The sequence below is a fragment of the Candidatus Eisenbacteria bacterium genome, from assembly GCA_035712145.1.
Taxonomy (GTDB): domain Bacteria; phylum Eisenbacteria; class RBG-16-71-46; order RBG-16-71-46; family RBG-16-71-46; genus DASTBI01.
Map to the genome: position 1 here is coordinate 1 of DASTBI010000037.1, position 18,589 is coordinate 18,589.

Below are 18,589 nucleotides of genomic sequence, written 5' to 3' on the forward strand. Positions count from 1 at the left end.
AATGCACGCGTCGTCGATACCCGCTCGGTGCGAACGAGCAGTGAGAAACGCTCACGGATTCGAAACGTGAGCAGCAGCGGCGTCCGAGTCCAGATTCGATGCCCTACGGGGCGCGCTAGCCTTCTGGACCATCGCTCGAAGTGTGACGCCAGGCCGGTTGAAATCCGGCGCATCAACGACCACGCGGCCGCCCGCTCACGCGGGCGGCTTGCGCGTATCCTGCCCCAGCGAGATGCGCGGCTCCCATCGTCGGTCGGATGAGCGTTCACCACCAGCAACTCGAGATCTCCACGCGCGGCGACGGCGAGATGCACGACCTCACCGAAAAGGTGAGCGCTCTGGTCGCCGCCGCGGAGATCGCCGACGGCATGGCGCTCGTGTTCGTTCCCGGATCGACCGCCGGCGTGACCACCATCGAGTACGAGCCCGGGCTCCTCGAGGACTTCCCCGCGGCGATGGATCGGATCGCCCCACGCGATATCGCGTACGCGCACGACCGCCGCTGGCATGACGGCAACGGCCACTCGCATGTGCGCGCCAGTCTGCTCGGGCCCTCGCTCGCCGTGCCCATCGTGGCCGGCGCGCTGGCGCTCGGCACCTGGCAGCAGATCGTGCTCGTCGACTTCGACAATCGCCAAAGACGCCGCCGGGTGATGGTGACGATCATGGGGGAGTAGCCGGCCCTTCTGTTCTATCCTCCCGTCATGCACAGCACCACACTGCCGGCCAGGCCGCGGGGCCTGGCGCTGGCCTTCAGCTGGCCCCGTGTGCGGTTCACCCTGATCGTCTCCGCGGCGCTCGGGCTGCTGATGAGCACGGGCTGGACCTCAGGACTGCCCGCCTTGTTCTTGCGCACCATGCTCATCGGGCTGATGGCGTTGCTGGTGTTCGGGTTGTTCGAGCAGTGGCCCAGGCGCCTGCCGCGCTGGATCGCTCGCTGGGTGCTGCAGGTGGTGGGCGTGGCGCTCGTCATTCCGCCCTTCACCGCCATCATCTGGTGGCTCGCCACGCCGGCCGGCGCCCCGGCGTTCTATCACGTCAAGGAGCGGATGCAGGGCTATTCGCTGGTCACCGGACTCAGCGTCTTCATCGCGCCGTGGATCGCGCTCGGCGCCCTGGTGCGGCAGAAGGAGGCGATCGCCCGCCACTTGGCGGTGGCTTTCGACCTGGAGCGCAGCCAGCTCGAGCGCCAGGCGCTCGACGCGAGGCTGCGGCTCTTGCAGGCGCAGGTCGCTCCCCACTTCCTATTCAACACCCTGGCCAACGTGCAGGCGCTGGTCGAAGCCGGGTCGCCGCAGGCCTCGGAAGTGCTGCGAAACCTGATCGCCTACCTGCGCGCGGCCGTGCCGCGCTTGAACGAACCCGCCACCACGCTCGACCACGAGCTGCAGCTGGTGCAGGCCTACCTCGACCTCATGCACTTGCGGATGCCGGACCGCCTGCAGTTCACGATGCACGTGGAGGAAGGCGCCCGCGCGCTCCGCTGTCCGCCGATGACGCTGCTCACCCTGGTCGAGAACGCGGTGCGCCATGGCATCGATCCGAGTGAAGAGGGAGGACGCATCGACATTCACGTGCAGCGCCGTGGCGACCGCTGCCTGGTGCGGGTGAGCGACAACGGCGCCGGCCTGGGTCAGTCCGGCCCAGGTCTCGGCACCGGGCTCACCACTCTGCGCGAGCGGCTGCAGCTCGCCTTCGGCGGCGAGACCCGCCTCAGCGTGAGCGCGCAGCAGCCGCGCGGCGTATCCGCCGAGATCGAATTCCCGGCCCGCGAAGCCTGAACGGATGAGCCGCCGACCGACCGCGCTGATCGCCGACGACGAGCCGCTGCTGCGCGAGTCGCTGGCGCGTCAGCTCGCGCAGATCTGGCCCGAGCTCGAGATCGTCGGGCAGGCCCGGAACGGGCGCGAGGCCGTGGAGATGTTCGAGTCCCGCCATCCGGACGTCTGCTTTCTCGACGTGCACATGCCGGGGCTTTCCGGCGTCGAGGCGGCGCATCAGATCGGGGGCCGCGCGCACCTCGTGTTCGTCACCGCCTACGACCACTACGCGGTTCAAGCCTTCGCGCAGGGTGCGCTCGATTACGTCGTGAAGCCGGTCGAGCGCGAGCGGCTCGAAGAGACGGTGACACGGCTCAAGCAGCGTCTGGCGGCCGAGCGTCCGGCGCCCAACACCGAAGGGCTGCTCCAGCAGCTCGCGGACCAGCTCGCGCGCCTCCAGAGCGGCGGGGCGCCGGCGCCGCTTCGTTGGGTCCGCGCGCAGGTGGGGCAGACCGTGCGCCTGATCCAGGTGGACGACATCGACTACCTCCGCTCCGACACCAAGTACACGCGCATCGCCTGGCGCGGGGATGGCGGCGAACCCGACGAGGCGCTGGTCCGCATGGCGCTCAAGGAGCTCGTCGCCCAGCTCGACCCCGGGCAGTTCGCGCAGGTCCATCGCTCGGTCGTCGTCAATCTGCGCGCGATCAGCCACGTGACTCGCGGCGAGAACGAGACCGCCGATGTCCACCTGAAAGGCCGGAACGAGGTGCTGCCGGTGAGCCGCAGCTACCTCCATCTGTTCAAGCAGATGTAGCGCCGGGCGCCGCTCGTCGCCATCCGCCGCAGCTCGTCGCCGCCCCCACCGCCATCCATCGCATCCGGGTATCCGCGGAACGCAACCAGGGCCGAGACTGCGGCTCATGCATGTCACGGTGCTGGCGCCGTGAGGCAGACCGATCCCTGGGAGGCATATCGCTCGCCCGGGCACAGGAGGCAGTCCCGTGAATCCGATCATCGAGGAATCCCAGCGCAAAGCCGCCCGCGTGGTGGGCGCGTGCTACCTGTTCGCGATGGCCGCCGCCATCTTCTCCGAGTCGTTCGTCCGCGGCCGGCTCATGGCCGGCGACGACGTCATGCGGACGGCGCAGAACATCATGGCTCACCAGACGCTCTTCCGCGTCGGCATCGCGGTGGAGCTTCTGACCTTCGCGGCCGACATCGCGCTGATCATCGGGCTCTACGTGATCCTGCGGCCGATCGGCCGCAACCTCGCCCTATTCGCGACCGCCATTCGACTCGCCGCGGAGGCGAGCTTCGTGTCGATGGCCGCCGGGAGCCTGGATGTGCTGCGAATCCTGAGCGGCGCGGAATACCTGCGGGCGTTCGGCCCCGATCAGCTCGCGGCGATGGCCAGGCTGAGCCTCGGATCGCACGCCGCCGCCTACGGCGCAGGCTTCATGTTCCTGGGTCTCGGCTCCACCGTGTTCGCCTGGCTGTGGGTCAAGACGCAGTACGTGCCGAAGGCCTTCGGCTATCTCGGCATCGTCGCCTCGGCACTCCTGGCGCTGGGCAGCCTGGAGATGATCGTGATGCCGGGACTGCGCACGCTCATCTATCCCTGGTACATGGTCCCGATGTTCTTCTTCGAGGTCGGACTGGGGTTGTGGCTCTTGGTGAAGGGATTGAATCTCGAGGGACGCGAGAGCCGGGCGGGGGCGGAAGTCAGCACGGCCAGCTACTCGGCGACGATCTGATGCCTACTGCCCCGGGTGATACCGGCGCTCCGTGTGGCCCTCGAGCTGCGATCGGTGGAAGTAAACCTCGCGCAGGTTGCCGCTGATGAAGCGCTCGATCTGATCGTCGAAGTGCGGCGTTCCCAGATGTCCGCTCGCGCCACCGGCCGTGACCGCCATGGCCCGCACGCGATCGCCGAACTCGACCACCGCGAGGAAACTGTTGCCGTAGTTTCCGTACCACTTGCGGGTTCCGGGATAGGGCCGCGCCACGAACGAGGCCAGTGAGCCCCAGGCCGACGAGGTGAACGGTACGGGGAAACTCGGGGCTGCGTCGTCGAATCGCGGCTCGGTCCCGCTCTCGATCCTCTGAAACCGGTTGATCTCGCCCCACGGTCGTTGCCACGTTCCGAAGACCACGCCCAGCGTGTCCACGGCATCGGCCAGCGTCTGCAACAGCACATCGGGCGCGGCACGGGTGGCGAGGTAGGTCTGTGTCGACATGTTCGCCGCACGCGCGACGCCGGCGACCTGCCGCCCGGCGCGGTCGGCCCAATGGATCGCCAGCGTGGTCGGAATAGACCATGCCGCCCATCGCCGGTCCCAGCCGCGCAGTGCGCCGATCGGCGCCGCGAGCCGAACCTTGAGCGGATCAGCCGGCGGCGCGGCCTCCCATGCCGCGAACAGCGGCGGCAACAACCGCTCGAAGGACGGCAGCTCGCTGTCGAACGCGGCCGCGGCGAGCGATCGCATGGTCCAGTCCTTGCGGCCTTCGAGCAGGCGCAGAGCGTGAAGGCCGCGAGGCGTCTCTTCGCGGCCGGTCTCCACGTAGGCGGGGAAATCCTCTCGTCGCGGACTGTTGGATCCCGCCGCCGACCACGGCCAGTTGTTGCAGTTGTAGAGCCAGCCGTTCGAGGGATTCAACAGATGCGGCGTCTCCTCGACCGACAGAAGGCCCTTGTATGACGTGGCCGGGTGGCTGCCGCTCACCGGGGCCGTCCAGTCGAAGCTCGTGTCACGGCGCGGAATGTAATTGGCGTGGAAGTAGGCGATGTTGCCTTTGGAGTCGGCGAACACGGTGTTGTTCGACGAGTTGCTGTGCAGCTCCATGATCCTGCGAAACGCGGCATAGTCGGCAGCCTTCGTGCGGGTGAAGGATTGGACGAGGCCGTCGACCGGCTTCCGCATGAGGCTGACGCTCACCCAGTTGGCCCCCTCTTTGCGCACCACTGGCCCCCGGTGTGTGTCGTAGACGGTGAACGCTTTGCGTTCCATGCCTCCAGCCGTTCGGTAGGCGACGGTGACCGTCCGCACCTTCACCGGCCGCTCCTCGGAGCCGAAGCGGTAGTGGTAGCGATCATCGCGCCGCACCACCGTCTCGAGGAACTCGTCGATGTTGTCCACGCCGCTCGAGCTGTGCATCCAGCCGGCGGTGCGGTTGAACCCCTGGTAGACGAAGAACTGGCCCCAGGTCACCGCGCCATAAGCGTTCAGTCCTTCGTCGCTGACCATCTGCAGCTCGGAGCGGAAGTAGAAGGACGTATGCGGATTGATCCACAACAGAGCCCGGCCGTTCCTCGCGAGCGCAGGAGCGATGGCGAAGCCGTTCGATCCGTCCGCCGCGGACTCGTCACCGTCGCCGCGGATGCGTCGCGACTCCACCGCGCTGTCGCCGTAGAAGGCCGCGAGCTGGGCCACGCTCACGCGCTCGATGTCGCCGCCGATGCTTCCCTCGGTGAAGCTGAGGGCCATCCATGGCTCGAAGCGGGTAATGAGCCGGGGCTTCACCTCGGGGTGCTGGTAGAGATAGAAGTTGAGGCCATCGGCAAAGGCGTTCATGAGCTTCTGCAGCCACGCCGGGCTGGATCGGTAGAGCACTTTCAACGTGTCGGGATCGACGAACAACTTCATGCGCAGGTCCTGATAAATCGTCGAATCCCCAACCACCTCGGACATGCGTCCCATCGCCTTGATGTAATTAGTCTCCACCCGGCTGAAGTCGTCCTCGGCCTGCGCGTAGAGCGCACCGAACACCGCGTCGGCGTCGCTCTTGCCGTAGACGTGAGCGATGCCCCAGTCGTCCCGAAAGATGGTGACGTTCCGGGCCTGACGTTCCCAGCGTTGGACATCCGACGCCAGAACGCTCAGGGGGAGGGCCGTGGCGAGACCGGCGGCGAGCACGAACACGCGCCTGAGCACGCGCCCAGGTTACACGCTACTCCGTCACCTTCTAAGCCTCGATCCTCCGCTGAGCTTCACGGCGTCGAGGGCCGGGGGCTCCTGCGGTCCAGCGCCGCGAGCAGCGGCGCGTCGAGCTTGTAGATGTCCTCTGCGTAACGCACCTCGCCCGAGTAACCCACGCTCACCGTCCAGTACACGATCAGGATCGGCAGATTGGTCCCGACCGGCACATCCATCGTGGACCCTTGAGCGATCGCCTGCTGGATGCGCGTGCGGTTCCACTCGTCCTGGCCCTGGAGGAGCCGCTCCGCCAGATCGATCGCGTTCTCGATGCGGATGCATCCGTGGCTGAAGGTGCGACGGTTGGCCTCGAAAAGCCGCTGGTTCGGGGTGTCGTGCAGGTAGATCGCGTACTTGTTGGGGAACAGGAACTTCACCTTGCCGAGCGCGTTGTCATCGCCCGGTGGCTGCTTCAAGGTGTAGGGGAAGTCCGTCGAGTCGGCATTCGCCCAGTCGATGGATGACGGGTCGACCACATTGTTCGAAGCGTCGTAGATCACCAGACCCTGGCGCTGGATGACGTTGTCGCCTTTCCGCATCTGAGCAATGATCTCTTCGCGCAGGATCGATTCGGGCACGGACCAGTCGGGATTGAACACGATGGTGCGGATCGGCGCCCGGAAGGTGGGCGTCTGCATGGCCTCCTCGCCGATCTGGGTCCGCGCCTCCCACACGTTCTTGTTGCCGCGGATCAGGTAGGCCTTGAAGGCCGGAAGATTGACCAGCAGGAAGTCCTGTCCCAGGCCGCTCAATACCCAGCGCGCCCGCTCGAGATTCGCGCGCACCTGGGCCGCGCGGGACTTCGCGTCGACGTTCAGCGCATCGGTCGTGGCCTGGTCGATGACGCCGGTCTCCTTGAGGCGATGCCGGACCTGGAAGATCTTCACCGCGCGGACGAGGTCGGGGTCGTAACGGTTGGAGTCCGCCGGTGCGCGTGACGTGTACTCCCCGCTGAGGGCCAGCCGCCGCCGCACCGTCGCGATCCGAGGATCCACCGCCTTGGCCGACAGCGAGCGGCCGGAAGGGACCCTCGGCCAGCCGCCCTGCTGGTCGATCTGACGAAGGCGCTGGAGAGCGCTCACCAGCCCGCGATAGATGAAGTGCTGCGGGCGCTGCTCGTCGATCGCGCGCTCGACCGAAGATGCCTTGGCGATCACACCGAGCGTGCTGTCCAGCGACGAAGCGCCCTCGCGCGGATCCACGTTCCACGCCGAATTGACCTGCGAAGGCACCACCCGGCCGTAACGGACGTCGTCCGCCATGCTGGCCACCGCATCGGCGAGCAGCAGATCGAGAATGGCCTCGCTCTCCGCGGTACGCTCTCGCTTCTCGAGCCTCGATTGGATGGCCTCGAGATGGTAGCCGGCAGGGTCGAGGCCATCGGCGTGCATGGCCCCGATGGCCTTCACGACGCCGTCGGCGCGATCCAGCCAGGCCGGTTTGAAGCCGCGAGCTTCGTAAAACTTTCTGACGCTGGCAGGTTCTTCCAGCGTCTCACCGCCCACCGCAGCGGCTCCCTGAAGTCTCTGGATGTGCGGAACGATCTCGGCGTCCGGAGGCCCGGCGGCGCACCCCGCCAGGGCCACGAACAGGATGGCGAGCCACGCCCGCGGGCCCATGGCGGTCCGCGAGCGATCGTGCGCCCTCAGAGCGCAGCCTCCTTGGCAAACAGGCTGGACGGATTCATCGAAGCTCCTTTGCACAGGCCGAGTCGCAAGGAAAGACCTTCCACAGCCGACCCATGCAACGACCCTGCCGGAATCTGTCAGGGAAACCATCAGACTCACGGGAAGTAGGGCGTGTCCTGTTATGGTGTATGACATATGCCGCTCGAGCCCGAGTTCATCGGCCGCACCTTCGACGACTTCCTCTTCCGGCCCCGCCAGGGCGTGGTCCGCTCGCGGCGATCGGTGCGGCTGACCAGCCGTCTCGCCAAGACGATCTCGCTCGAGCTGCCGATCGTCTCGGCCAACATGGACAGCGTCACCACCGGCGACATGGCCCGTGCGCTCGCGCTGGAAGGCGGGCTCGGCTTCATCCACCGCGCGATGCCGATCGAGGCGCAGGCCGCCGAGGTCGCGCACGTGAAGCGACGGCACGGGCACGTGGTCGAGGAGCCGATCTCGCTGCCGCGCGACGCCACCCTGGCGGAGGCGCGCGAGGTGACGCGCCGCCATCGCATCACCGGCATCCTGATCGAAGAGCAGCGGGGGAGCCGCGTGCTGGCGGGCCTGCTCTCGAACCGTGACATGCCGTGGAGCGACGAAGCGCTGGACCGGAAGGTCGAGGAGTTCATGACTCCCCTCGAGCGGCTCCATGTGGCCCCTCCCGACGTGGACGTTCGTGAAGCGGAGCGCATCCTCTTCGAGCATCGGATCGAGAAGCTGCCACTGGTCGACGCCGAGCGGCGCATTCGCGGGCTCATCACGAAGAGCGATCTCAAGCTCGCGCGTGACCAGCCGGACTCCACGAAGGACGCCCGCGGCCGGCTGCGCGTGGGGGCCGCGACCGGCGCGCGCGGCGATTTCCTCGAGCGCGCCGACGCCTTGGTGGTCGCCGGCGCCGACGTCCTGCTGATCGACATCGCGCACGGTCACTCGGACGTGATGCGACAGGCGGTCGAAGCGGTGCGCGCTCGTCATCCGCAAGTCCCGCTGGTCTGCGGCAACGTGGGCACGGCGGAGGGAGCGAAGTTCCTGCGGGATCTGGGCGTGGACGCGATCAAGGTGGGCATCGGACCGGGGCGCGGCTGTCGCACGCGGCTCGAGACCGGCGCCGGCATCCCGCAGCTCCAGGCCATCCGCGAGGCCTGGCACGCGGTGGGAGAGAACGTCCCGATCATCGCCGACGGCGGCGTGCGCGAGGACAAGGACCTCTTCCTGGCGCTCCTCTGCGGCGCGTCCTCGATCATGCTCGGCAGCATGCTGGCGGGAACCGACGAAGCGCCGGGCACGGTCATCGAGGACCCGGCGACCCGTCAGAAACACAAGATCTATCGCGGCATGACCTCGCCTCAAGCGGTGCTGCAGGCGCTGTACGACGGGGGCGAAGGGGAGGACCCGTTCGAGACGCCCGCGGAAGGACAGGAGATCGAGGTGCCCTACAAGGGGAGCGTGGTCGATGTGCTCCACCGGATCCGCGGACACCTGCGATCCGCCGTGAGCTATGCGGGAACCGACACGCTGGCTGCCGTGCGGAGCGAGGCGGTGAAGAACCCGCTGCCGTACCTGGTGCCACTCTCGGCCGCGGCGCGCCGAGAGTCGTTCGAGCGCTGAGGCCGGCGCCCTCCGAGTACACTCGCCGAATGCCGACCGCGCGGCTCCCTTCATGGGTGCAGCACCTCCTGCTGATCGCGCTGACCGTCGCCGTCACGTATGGGCACACGCTCGACGTGCCGTTCTACCTCGACGACGAGTCGTCGATCCGCGAGAACGCGGTGGTGACCCAATGGCAGGGCTTCGGCGCATTACGAGCCTACGCGCCGATGCGCTTCATCACCTACGCGACCTTCGCGCTCAACGTCCGGTTCGGACACTTCGACCCGCGCGGCTACCATCTCGTCAACATCCTGATCCACCTGCTCGCGGGATTCGCCGTCTATGGGCTGGCGCGGGGCCTCCTTCGCGCCCCTCGTGTTCGCGACACCCTGCCGCCCCTGGCCGAGGCCGGGTTGCCCCTGATCGGAGCGCTGCTCTTCGTCGTGCATCCGCTGCAGACCCAGGCGGTCACCTACATCGTCCAGCGCCTGGCCTCGCTGGTCGCGCTCTTCTACATCGCTTCGCTCGCCGCCTTCGTCCAGGCCCGGCTCACGGCCTCGAGAGGATCTCGGATCGCCTGGACCACGGCGTGCGTGGCGTGCGCGCTGATGGCGCTGTTCACCAAGGAGAACGCGGCCACGCTTCCCCTCGCGGTCGCGCTCATCGAGCTAGTCTTCTTCGCGCGAAGCTGGAGGCGCGTGGCGCAGGTGGCAGCAGGCGTTGCGGTTGCGGGTGTCGCGATGTGGCTGATCTCGGCCTTCGCCTTCGGCAGCGATCCCTTCTCCATCGAGTCGATGGGGGGAATGGCCTCGCACAGCCGCTCGATCGGACGCGACCGCTACCTGGCGACGCAGCTCCCGATGCTCTGGACCTACATGCGGCTGTTCGTGTGGCCGGCCGGCCTTCATCTCGATTACGCCGACGATGTGCTCCACCACCTGGGCGATGGGCGGGTATTGCTGGCGCTCGCCGGCCACGCGCTCGTGATCGGGCTCGCGGCCTGGTCATGGCGGCGCGGTCGTCCGCTCGTCGCCTTCGGCCTGCTCTTCATGTACGTGGCCCATGCCGTGGAATCGGGGATCATTCCGATCCCCGAACTGGCCTTCGAGCATCGCACGTACTTGCCGAATCTCGGGCTCTGCCTGGCCGCGGCATGGCTCCTCACCGCCGAGGCGCAGCGCCTGCTCCGGAGCCCGCGACTCGCCCTGGCGCTCGCGGGGGTCATCGTTCTCGCGCTCGGCATCGCGACCTGGCGCCGCAATGAGATGTGGCGCGATCCCGTCCTGTTCTGGCGCGACAACGTGCGGCTCGCGCCGACGAAGGCGCGCGCATGGGGAAACCTGGGGCGCAGTCTGGTGCTCGCGGACCAGCCGGCGGAGGCGATCGAAGCGCTCGAGCGATCGCTCGAGCTGCGCCCGGCGACGAGCGAACAGGATCCCGGCCGCACGATCGACGTCATCAATCTCGTGGTCGCGCTCCAGGCGCTCGGGCGTCACGACGAAGCCCTGGCCTGGATCGATGGAGCCTTCGATCCATCCGTGCCCGCGCGGCTGCGCGCGACCTTGATGGTGAATCGCGGCAACATCCTGCTTGCGCAGGACCACCTCGGCCAGGCCGAGCGCGCCTTCCGCGAGGCGCTTGCGCTCGAGCCCACGCTGCTTCCGGCGCGCGCCAACCTGGCCAGCACACTGGCGCGCTCGGGACGCGGGGCGGAAGCGGAGTCGCTGTACGGCCAGGTGCTGCAGGTCGACCCCGACGATCGCGCGACGCGCATGAATCTGCTCCAGCTCCGCGCCGCGCGACTGGTGGAGCAAGGCGACGCGCTGCGCGCGAATGGGCGCGCCAGCGCCGCGACTCAGGCCTACCAGGAGGCGCTCGCGGCGATGGAGCAGCTCGCTCGGCTATTCCCGGACGATCCCGTCGCGCAGAAGAACATCGAGCTGGTGCGGAACCGTCTCGAAGCGGCGCGTTGACACGAAGAGGCCTTCCTTAGTCCCGATTTGACCACATCGGTAGCCGTCTCTAGCATCGCCTCCGATCCGCGGCACACAGCTCACCAAGGGGTGACCCATGGACACGAGACGGGTGTGGCGGACCGCACGCATCTTCGCCTTGCTCAGCCTCTCAGGTGCGGACCTCGCCGGCGCGCAGGACAGCAATTACTGGTCGATCGCATACGGAACGCGTTCACAGCTCCTCGGCGGCGTGGTGGTCGGGAGCCCGGGCGACATCAGCGCCACTTACTACAACCCCGGCGCGCTCGCGCTCACGCAGTCCACCGAGCTCTTGCTGGCCGGCAACGCCTACCAGTACCAGAGCGTGAGCGTGGACAACGGATCGGGCCCAGGCCGGAAGCTGGCGTCCTCTTCGATCGCCGCGGTGCCGTCGCTCTTCGCGGGGGAGATCCCGATCCTCGAGAAAAGCCGGCTTGCGTACGCCTTCCTCACTCGCCGCTCGATGGACATGAAGATCGAGAGCCACTCGACGACGGGAGTGGACGGAATCGTGCCGATCGCCAACCCGGTGTTCTCGGCGGCCGAAGTGCAGCTCAAGCAGGACTTCGACGAGGGCTGGTACGGCATGACGTGGGCGCGGCCTCTGTCCCCGACGCTCGGCTTTGGAATCTCGCCATTTCTCATGGTGCGCAGCCAGCACACGACCGCCGCGCTGCTCACCGAAGGTCGGGACGCGTCGGATCAGGCCGCGATCCTCAACCAGAGACGCGAGTACGACTACATGCACTGGAGCCTGCTGGCCCGTATCGGGCTCAGCGGCATGCGGGACTCGCTGACCTACGGGATCACGCTGACCACGCCGAACCTGGGCGTCACCGGCAGCGGCAACACGTCGTACAACACGACGCTCATCGATCAGACCGGAACCATCGGCAACATCGTCGGCGCCGACTATCAAGAGAAGCTGAAGGCGACCTACCGGACGCCTTTCGGCGCCGCCGCCGGGGCATCGTACGGATTTGGCGCGACGCGCCTGCATGCCACGGTCGACTGGTACGCCGAGGTCCCGCGCTACACCGTGCTCGAGACGCCGGAGTTCACGGTGCGAACGCCGAGCGGGGATTCCACGGTCAAGGTCGTGATCTCGGACGAGCTGCGCGACGTGCTCAACTGGGGCGTGGGATTCGAGCACCGCTTCAGTGAGACGGTGGTGGGCTTCGCCAGCTATCACTCCGATCGGAGCGCCCGGGTCGAAGGCGCACCGCCGAGCGCCTCGGTGACGCGCTGGAATCTCAATCACCTCGCCGCCGGCGCCACCTGGCACGTGTGGCGTTCGGACCTGGCGCTCGGCATCTCGACCGCCTTCGGAAGCCAGGAGACGCCGCCGCTGCCGCCATCGCCGGACGGCGGGGTCGCGCCGGGCATCCTGCAGACCCACGAGACGCTGATCACGGTGATCCTGGGCTGGAAGATCTCGTTCTGAGTCGCGCCGGCTATCGCGGGTAGGGGTAGCCCTTCGCCAGCGCTTCCTCGAGTCCGGCGTCGTGGCGGTAGATGTCGTCGAAGAAACCCACGAGGCCGTCGGGGAAGGCCACCGCGGTCACGTAGTAGATGACGACCGGCAGCGGACGGGTGAGGTTCACGCGTCGCGAGTTCTTGCCCTCGTCCATCGCGGTCCGGACTTCTTTCATCGGCCACTTCTTCGGATCGCGCAGCACCCACACCGCCATCTTCGCCGGGTCCTCGAGCCGGATGCAGCCGTGGCTGAAGTCGCGCCGGCTCCGCGAGAACAGCTGCGTGGCGGGCGTGCCGTGCATGTAGACGTTGTCGTCGTTCGGGAAGATGAACTTCGCCAGCCCCAGCGAGTTCTTGGGTCCGGGGCGCTCGCGAATGCCCAGCTCGCCGCGCGAGACCCGCGCCAGGTTCGCGGGCGTCGTGGGCAGCGCCGGGCCGGTGTCGCCCGATCCACTGTAGATCTCCATCGAGTTCTTCTTCAGGTACCCGGAGTTGCGGCGCACCGCCGGCAGGATCTCGTTGCGCAGAATGTTGCGCGTGATCACCCAGTACGGCCGAAACACCAGGTACCTCATGTCGCGCTCGAAGATCGGCGTTCGCCGCCCGACCTGATCCTTGCCCACCACCACATTCATGGTCATGTCGGGAACTCCCGTACCTCGCAGCGTGTCGAAGGCGTAGAGCTGGAAGGAGGGCACGTTGACGATCACGAATGGCCCGCGGTCGAAGGCCGGCAGCCAGCGAATGCGCTCCATGGCCAGCTCGAGCTGTCGCACGCGCCGTGAGTACGGCACGTTGATCGAAGTCACGGTGGCGGGGCCCAGGATGCCGTCGGGATCCAAGCCCCGGCGCTCCTGGAATCGCTTGATGGCCTCGGCCGTGCCATCGTCATAGCGTGTGCTGTCCGCGCCGCGCGACCAGCGCGTGTCGTAGGCGGGCAGGTAGCCGATCGCCGCGAGCCTTCGGCGCAGCGCGGTGGCGCCTTCGAAGGTGTCCCCGGGACGCAGGGGCTCCAGCGGAATCGGAACCGGCGGGAGGTCGGTTCTCGAGGCCAGCGCGCGATAGCGGGCGAGCGCGCTCTTGAGATTCCGGTACTGCAGGAATCTGGGCTCCAGGTCGCGGACCACGTCCTGGACGTGTCCGTGATCGGCAATCCATCGCACGATGCGCGCCCGGTCGAGCCGCTTGGCATCGACGTTGATGCCGACGGAGATGTTCTTGGGATCGACCCGTCCCAGACTGATGTCCGTGAGGTGGCGCGCCAGCCCGATCGAGAGCGCCAGGTCGAACCAGGCGACGTCGCGAGCCGAAGGGGTTCGAGTGTCCTCGAGCTCACGAGCCCGCTGCTGGAGCGCGCTCGCGTCGTAGTCTTCCGGTTGGACGCCGCGTTCCTTGGCGTTCCCGAGCACAGAGGTCGCCGCGCGCGCCGGTCCCGTGGGCCGTCCGCCGTCGGTCCAGATCGGGCGCCACTCTGCGCGCGCGTAGAGCGTCTCGAGCTCGGCTCGAAAGTATTGGAATCGGGGCCAGCGAATGCCTGGGAGCACGCCGCGTTGGGCGATGTCCCGAAGGATCGTCGCGACACTGTCGTCGTGTGCCGTGGAAAGAGCCGCGCTATGGGCGGTGCTCCACGCCATCAGCATCGACGCGGTCATCGCCGCGATGATCGAACAGAATCGCGCGTTCACGCGCTGGGGAGGCGTGCGGTCCATGGGGGCTTCGAGGAGAGTCTAGTCCTCGACGATCACCGGGTCGTCCTGCTCCGACAGCTGCTTGCCCTCGACCTCGATCTGGTGCCCCGAGCGCGTGGCCTTGGTCTCGAGATAGAAGCGATTCCACTCGTTGGCCGGAATCACGTGAGGGATCCGCCCACGGACCTCGATGCCGAGCTTCGACAGTTCGTTGATCTTCTTGGGATTGTTGGTCATCAGACGGATCGAGCCGATGTTGAGGCTGGCCAGCATGTGAGCTGCCACCTCGTAGTCCCGCTCGTCGTCGCGGAATCCCAGCGCCAGGTTGGCGTCCACGGTGTCGAGCCCTTGGTCCTGCAGAGCGTAGGCCTTGACCTTGTTGACCAGGCCGATGCCCCGGCCCTCCTGACGCATGTAGAGGACGACGCCGCGCTCCATGCCGGAGACCTTCTGCAGCCCGACCATGAGCTGGTCGCGGCAGTCACAGCGCAGCGACCCCATCACGTCGCCGGTGAGACACTCGGAATGGAGCCGCGTCGGCACGTCTTCGACACCCATCACGTCGCCGTGGACCATGGCCACGTGGTCCTTGCCGTCGCGGTTGTTCCAGAAAGCGATGATCTTGAACTGACCGAACCGCGTGGGCAGCTCGGCGACGGCATCGACTCTCACGCAGATGTGGTGGGGACCCATGCCCTGGCAGTCGTGCTCGCGGTCCCGCTCGACGAGATCCTCGTAGCGGTCGACGCGCGGGAAATTGCCGCAGGGCTGCTTGGCCATGCGGTTCACCTTAGCACGGCAGGGAAGAGGGATAGCCATCGGCCGCCCGGGTCGCCCCGAACGGCCGATGCCGCTTCTATTCCGCTTCGATGATGTTACCGACCGCCGTGGCTCGCATGGCCTCCCATGCGGGAGATCCTGCGGTGCTCATCAGGATCCAGGGCGGCGAATCCCCGGCGCGAGCGCCCACGGCCACCTCGATCGTCGTCATCGTCGTCGTAGCGCAAGCTGCGTGAGCGGCTGCCACGCGAGCGGCTCCGGTCATCGTCCTCGTCATCGTCACGATAGGAGCGGCCCCAGCGGGCCTCCGCGCCCATCCGCGCGACCTCGCGACGATCTTCGGGATCCCAGCTCGCGAATCCACCGCTCGCCCTTCCGCCCATGCTCGCGATTTCCCGCCGCTCCTCGGGATCCATCGCGGCGAAGCCACGCCGCGACGTGCCGCGACGGCTGCTGCGGTAATCGTCATCGTCGTCGTCCTGCCATCTCGAACCGCTCTGGCCACGAGAGCGGATCCGATAGTCGTCGTCGTCGTCACGATAGGAGCGGCCCCAGCGAGTCTCCGCGCCCATCCGACCGGCCTCGCTGGGATCCATTCCCCCGAACCACCGACGGGAAGTCCCACGCCGGCCGTACCGATCGTCATCATCGTCGTCGTCACGGAAGCGGCCGCGCGACCAGCTGGAGCGGCTTTCGTACTCGTCGTCGTCACGATAGGAACGACCCCATCTCGCCTCGGCGCCCACCCGGCCGGCCTCGCTGGGGTCCATGCCTCCGAAGAACTGTCGCGAGGACCCGCGGCCACGGGTGCCCGAGCGCTCGTAATCCTCGTCGTCGTCGCGGTAACGGCCACGTGACCAATTGGTGCGGACTTCGTAGTCATGGTCGTCACGGTAGCCACGTCGCGAGCGGGTGTCGTCATCCGAAATGAAGCGTCCGTACTCATCTCTGCGTGCCATCAGTACACCTCCAAAACCTCTCAGCGAGACATCCTGCAGTTCGTGTTGCGTCGGCCTGTACGATCTCACGTCTAACCGCGGCCTCCGCGCGCCCGCGTTCGTTCCCCGAAGCGCGGCTCGAAGTCCTGGTCGTCGTCCGAAATGAATTGGCGCCCGCGGGTCGAGCTTCGCGGACGCTCATCGCGTTCATCGTCGTAACGGTCGCCTCGCGACCGCTCGTAGTCCCGGTTCCTCCAGCCTTCCGACTCGCCGCGGATACGTCCCTCGGCTTGCTGATTGGCGAAGCTCTCGGCGATCCGTGAGAGCTTGCGGTCGGCTTCCTTTTCCTCCCTCAGCGTCTGATCGAGAAGCTCGAGCGCCTCACGCTCTCCGAGCTGCTCGGCCCATGAGCACAGAGTTCCGTAAGACGTGATCTCGTAGTGCTCGACCTTCTGGGCGGCCGCAATCATCATGGCGTCCCGAACGGGACCCGGTCCGGTCTTGTGCAGGACTTCCTTGCCTTCGCTGAGGATGCCCTGCATGCCTTCGCAGACTTCGACCTGAGGCTTGCGTTCGAAGAGCTGGAAGATCCTCTCGAGCCGCACCACCTGGTCTTCCGTCTGCTCGAGGTGGTCCTCGAAGGTCTCGCGCAATCTCCGCGACGTGGCGGATTCGGCGAATTTGGGGAGCGCTTTGACGATCTGGCGCTCCGCGTGAAGCAGGTCGGCGACCTCGGCCAGGAATCCTTCTTCGAGATTCTCGACCATGTGACTCTGGGTACGGCCATTGCTTGGGCGCTTCTGGTGTCCGGTGCTCGATCGTCGGCCGGACGTGTGCTTCCCGCCTCTGGCGCTCTTCTTCTTCGCCATGAGGACCTCCTCGGTTGTATGGGATTCGTGGCGCGGCAATGAAAAGCGGGCCAGGTGGAAGAGCGGCCGACCTTGCAAGCCATGTTCCCCGGAGTCGCGCGACCACGCCCCTCGATTGCGACCGCGCGGGCAGCAGTCATCGCTGCGTCGAGATCCAGCGCATCGCCATGCGCGCGCAGGCACTTTGTAGATTGGCCGGGGAGCGCTTACAGAGTTGGCAGCTTTTGCTCGTGCGCACGGGTCGATCACACGGCCACTCGACAGGGCATGGAAGCAGCCTGAAATGATCGGCGAGAGGAGAACCCCATGAAGATCCAAGGGAAGCGCGATCTTGATCGCGCGTTCGTCGAAGCTCGGGGTCGATGGCGCATGGTCCTGCTGGACTTCAGCGCCGCCCCGATGTGACGACGCGGCTCCGGAAGCCCTCTACTGGGAGGGGGCGCGCGGTACAAGGCCACCCAGAACGATGCGGCCCTGGTCGAGACCGCCCGAACCCTGGCCCTGCGTTTCGCCGGGGCGGCCTGGACCAAGAAAGCCTCGATCTGGGCCCCCGCGTAACGAGAAGATTCTCCTGACGGAAGGGACTCCATTCCGGGAGGGGCGGCCCTCTGGTCCGCCCTCGTTTCATCGGATACGATTGCGGACATCCCCGCACCGACATGGAGGCTCTTGTTGAGCTCCAGCAGCGAGCCACGGCCGTCGAGCGTCTGTCTCGTTCTCGGAAGCTATGTCTTCCTGGGCGGGTTGACGTCGTTTCTTGGCTGGGCCTTGAACCAGCCCGCGCTCACCGACTGGTTCGGCAACGGCATATCGATCCAGCCCAATGCCACGGTCTGCGCGATGGCGGCGGGCGCGTCGCTCGTCCTGCTGACCCTTCGCCTCTCCTGGATCGCTGCGATTGCGGGCGCACTCGCCGGGCTGATCGGCCTCGCCACGATCGTCCAGTACCTCTCCGGGATCGATTTCGGGATCGACGGGGCACTGATGTTCGGCCGCGACTGGGGACAGCAGGGGGTGATCTCGCCGGGCCGGATGGGCCCGCCGGGGTCGTTGTCCTGGACCCTGGCCGGCATCGCCATCGTCTTGGCCGCCACCGGAAGACCCGGGGCGCGCCGCCTCGTCCCCCCGGTCGCCGCCTTCATCTGCGGCCTGTCCAGCCTCTCGCTGATCGGGTACGTCTTCCATGCGGACCCGCTCCACAGCTTGCCTCGTCTCACCGTCATCGCATTCCAGACATCGACCTTCGTCTTGGCCGTGGGTCTCGGCCTGATCGCGGCGATCCCCGAGCATGGGCTGGCGGCCATGCTGAAGCGCGACGACGCCGCCGGCGTCATGGCCCGGCGGGTGGTGGTCCCGATCCTCACCGTTCCACTCCTGCTCGGCTGGATCCGGCTCGTGGGGGAGCAGTCGGGAATGTATGGCCCCGCCTTCGGCACGGCGGCACGGACCCTGGGCGAGATCATCCTGCTGTCCTTGGTCGTGTGGTGGACGATCAACGCGATCGCGCGCCTCGAGGACTCCCGCAAGAAGGATCGGCTTGCGCTCGCGGTGCGCGACCGGCTGCTGGGGGCGGTCACCGAGCATGCGGCCGTCGGGCTCGCCATCGTCGACACCGACGATCGCTACCTCTACTCCAACCGCCAGTACGCCGAGTTCCTCGGGATCTCGGCGCACGACGTGGTCGGGCGCAAGACCGAGGAACTGCTCGACGCCGTGCACGCGACCCAGATCCGGGCGCGGCTCGAGCGGGCTTTCGCGGGAGAGCGTGTCCATTACGAGCTGGCCTTGCCCGGCCGGCACCATCCTCGGCGACCCGATCGTTTCTTCGATGTGATCTACGAGCCGCAGTG

Annotated in this window: 14 protein-coding genes; 8 read left to right on the top strand and 6 right to left on the bottom strand. The window is 67.2% G+C overall.

Annotated elements, in window-relative coordinates; all coding sequences use genetic code 11:
• The first annotated feature begins 257 nt into the window (after positions 1 to 257).
• The 4 genes from VFQ05_02340 to VFQ05_02355 all read left to right on the top strand — a co-directional run bounded on the left by VFQ05_02340 (position 258) and on the right by VFQ05_02355 (position 3,517).
• Positions 258 to 677 (top strand): secondary thiamine-phosphate synthase enzyme YjbQ, encoded by a 420-nt coding sequence (locus VFQ05_02340; protein HET9325592.1) that lies wholly within the window; start codon positions 258 to 260, stop codon positions 675 to 677.
• Positions 678 to 704: 27 nt separating this feature from the next.
• On the top strand, positions 705 to 1,781 hold the full coding sequence (locus VFQ05_02345) for a histidine kinase (GenBank protein ID HET9325593.1): 1,077 nt from the start codon (positions 705 to 707) through the stop codon (positions 1,779 to 1,781).
• A 4-nt stretch (positions 1,782 to 1,785) separates the two neighbouring features.
• Positions 1,786 to 2,577 (top strand): LytTR family DNA-binding domain-containing protein, encoded by a 792-nt coding sequence (locus VFQ05_02350; protein ID HET9325594.1) that lies wholly within the window; start codon positions 1,786 to 1,788, stop codon positions 2,575 to 2,577.
• A gap of 187 nt (positions 2,578 to 2,764) precedes the next feature.
• Complete coding sequence (locus VFQ05_02355) at positions 2,765 to 3,517, top strand: DUF4386 domain-containing protein (GenBank protein HET9325595.1); 753 nt, start codon at positions 2,765 to 2,767, stop codon at positions 3,515 to 3,517.
• Between the two features lie 3 nt (positions 3,518 to 3,520).
• Here VFQ05_02355 and VFQ05_02360 read toward each other — a convergent pair whose 3' ends face one another.
• On the bottom strand, positions 3,521 to 5,695 hold the full coding sequence (locus VFQ05_02360; GenBank protein HET9325596.1) for a penicillin acylase family protein: 2,175 nt from the start codon (positions 5,693 to 5,695) through the stop codon (positions 3,521 to 3,523).
• A 56-nt stretch (positions 5,696 to 5,751) separates the two neighbouring features.
• On the bottom strand, positions 5,752 to 7,356 hold the full coding sequence (locus VFQ05_02365) for a L,D-transpeptidase family protein (GenBank protein HET9325597.1): 1,605 nt from the start codon (positions 7,354 to 7,356) through the stop codon (positions 5,752 to 5,754).
• Between the two features lie 204 nt (positions 7,357 to 7,560).
• Between VFQ05_02365 and VFQ05_02370 the strand changes: the two genes are divergently transcribed.
• The 3 genes from VFQ05_02370 (at position 7,561) to VFQ05_02380 (ending at position 12,432) form a co-directional block, all read left to right on the top strand.
• Positions 7,561 to 9,012 (top strand): IMP dehydrogenase, encoded by a 1,452-nt coding sequence (locus VFQ05_02370; GenBank protein HET9325598.1) that lies wholly within the window; start codon positions 7,561 to 7,563, stop codon positions 9,010 to 9,012.
• Between the two features lie 29 nt (positions 9,013 to 9,041).
• Positions 9,042 to 10,967: a tetratricopeptide repeat protein gene (locus VFQ05_02375; GenBank protein ID HET9325599.1), complete on the top strand. Its 1,926-nt coding sequence runs from the start codon at positions 9,042 to 9,044 to the stop codon at positions 10,965 to 10,967.
• A 97-nt stretch (positions 10,968 to 11,064) separates the two neighbouring features.
• Complete coding sequence (locus VFQ05_02380) at positions 11,065 to 12,432, top strand: hypothetical protein (GenBank protein HET9325600.1); 1,368 nt, start codon at positions 11,065 to 11,067, stop codon at positions 12,430 to 12,432.
• Positions 12,433 to 12,442: 10 nt separating this feature from the next.
• Here the strand turns inward: VFQ05_02380 and VFQ05_02385 are convergent, their stop codons facing one another.
• The 4 genes from VFQ05_02385 to VFQ05_02400 form a co-directional block, all read right to left on the bottom strand.
• Complete coding sequence (locus VFQ05_02385; GenBank protein HET9325601.1) at positions 12,443 to 14,173, bottom strand: L,D-transpeptidase family protein; 1,731 nt, start codon at positions 14,171 to 14,173, stop codon at positions 12,443 to 12,445.
• A gap of 18 nt (positions 14,174 to 14,191) precedes the next feature.
• Positions 14,192 to 14,932 (bottom strand): GTP cyclohydrolase II, encoded by a 741-nt coding sequence (gene ribA / locus VFQ05_02390; GenBank protein ID HET9325602.1) that lies wholly within the window; start codon positions 14,930 to 14,932, stop codon positions 14,192 to 14,194.
• 95 nt (positions 14,933 to 15,027) lie between these two features.
• Positions 15,028 to 15,891, bottom strand: a complete 864-nt coding sequence (locus VFQ05_02395) for a KGG domain-containing protein (GenBank protein ID HET9325603.1) — start codon at positions 15,889 to 15,891, stop codon at positions 15,028 to 15,030.
• A gap of 71 nt (positions 15,892 to 15,962) precedes the next feature.
• Complete coding sequence (locus VFQ05_02400) at positions 15,963 to 16,739, bottom strand: ferritin-like domain-containing protein (GenBank protein ID HET9325604.1); 777 nt, start codon at positions 16,737 to 16,739, stop codon at positions 15,963 to 15,965.
• Positions 16,740 to 17,411: 672 nt separating this feature from the next.
• Here VFQ05_02400 and VFQ05_02405 point away from each other — a divergent pair.
• On the top strand, positions 17,412 to 18,589 hold a 1,178-nt coding region (locus tag VFQ05_02405), incomplete at its 3' end, for a PAS domain-containing protein (GenBank protein ID HET9325605.1).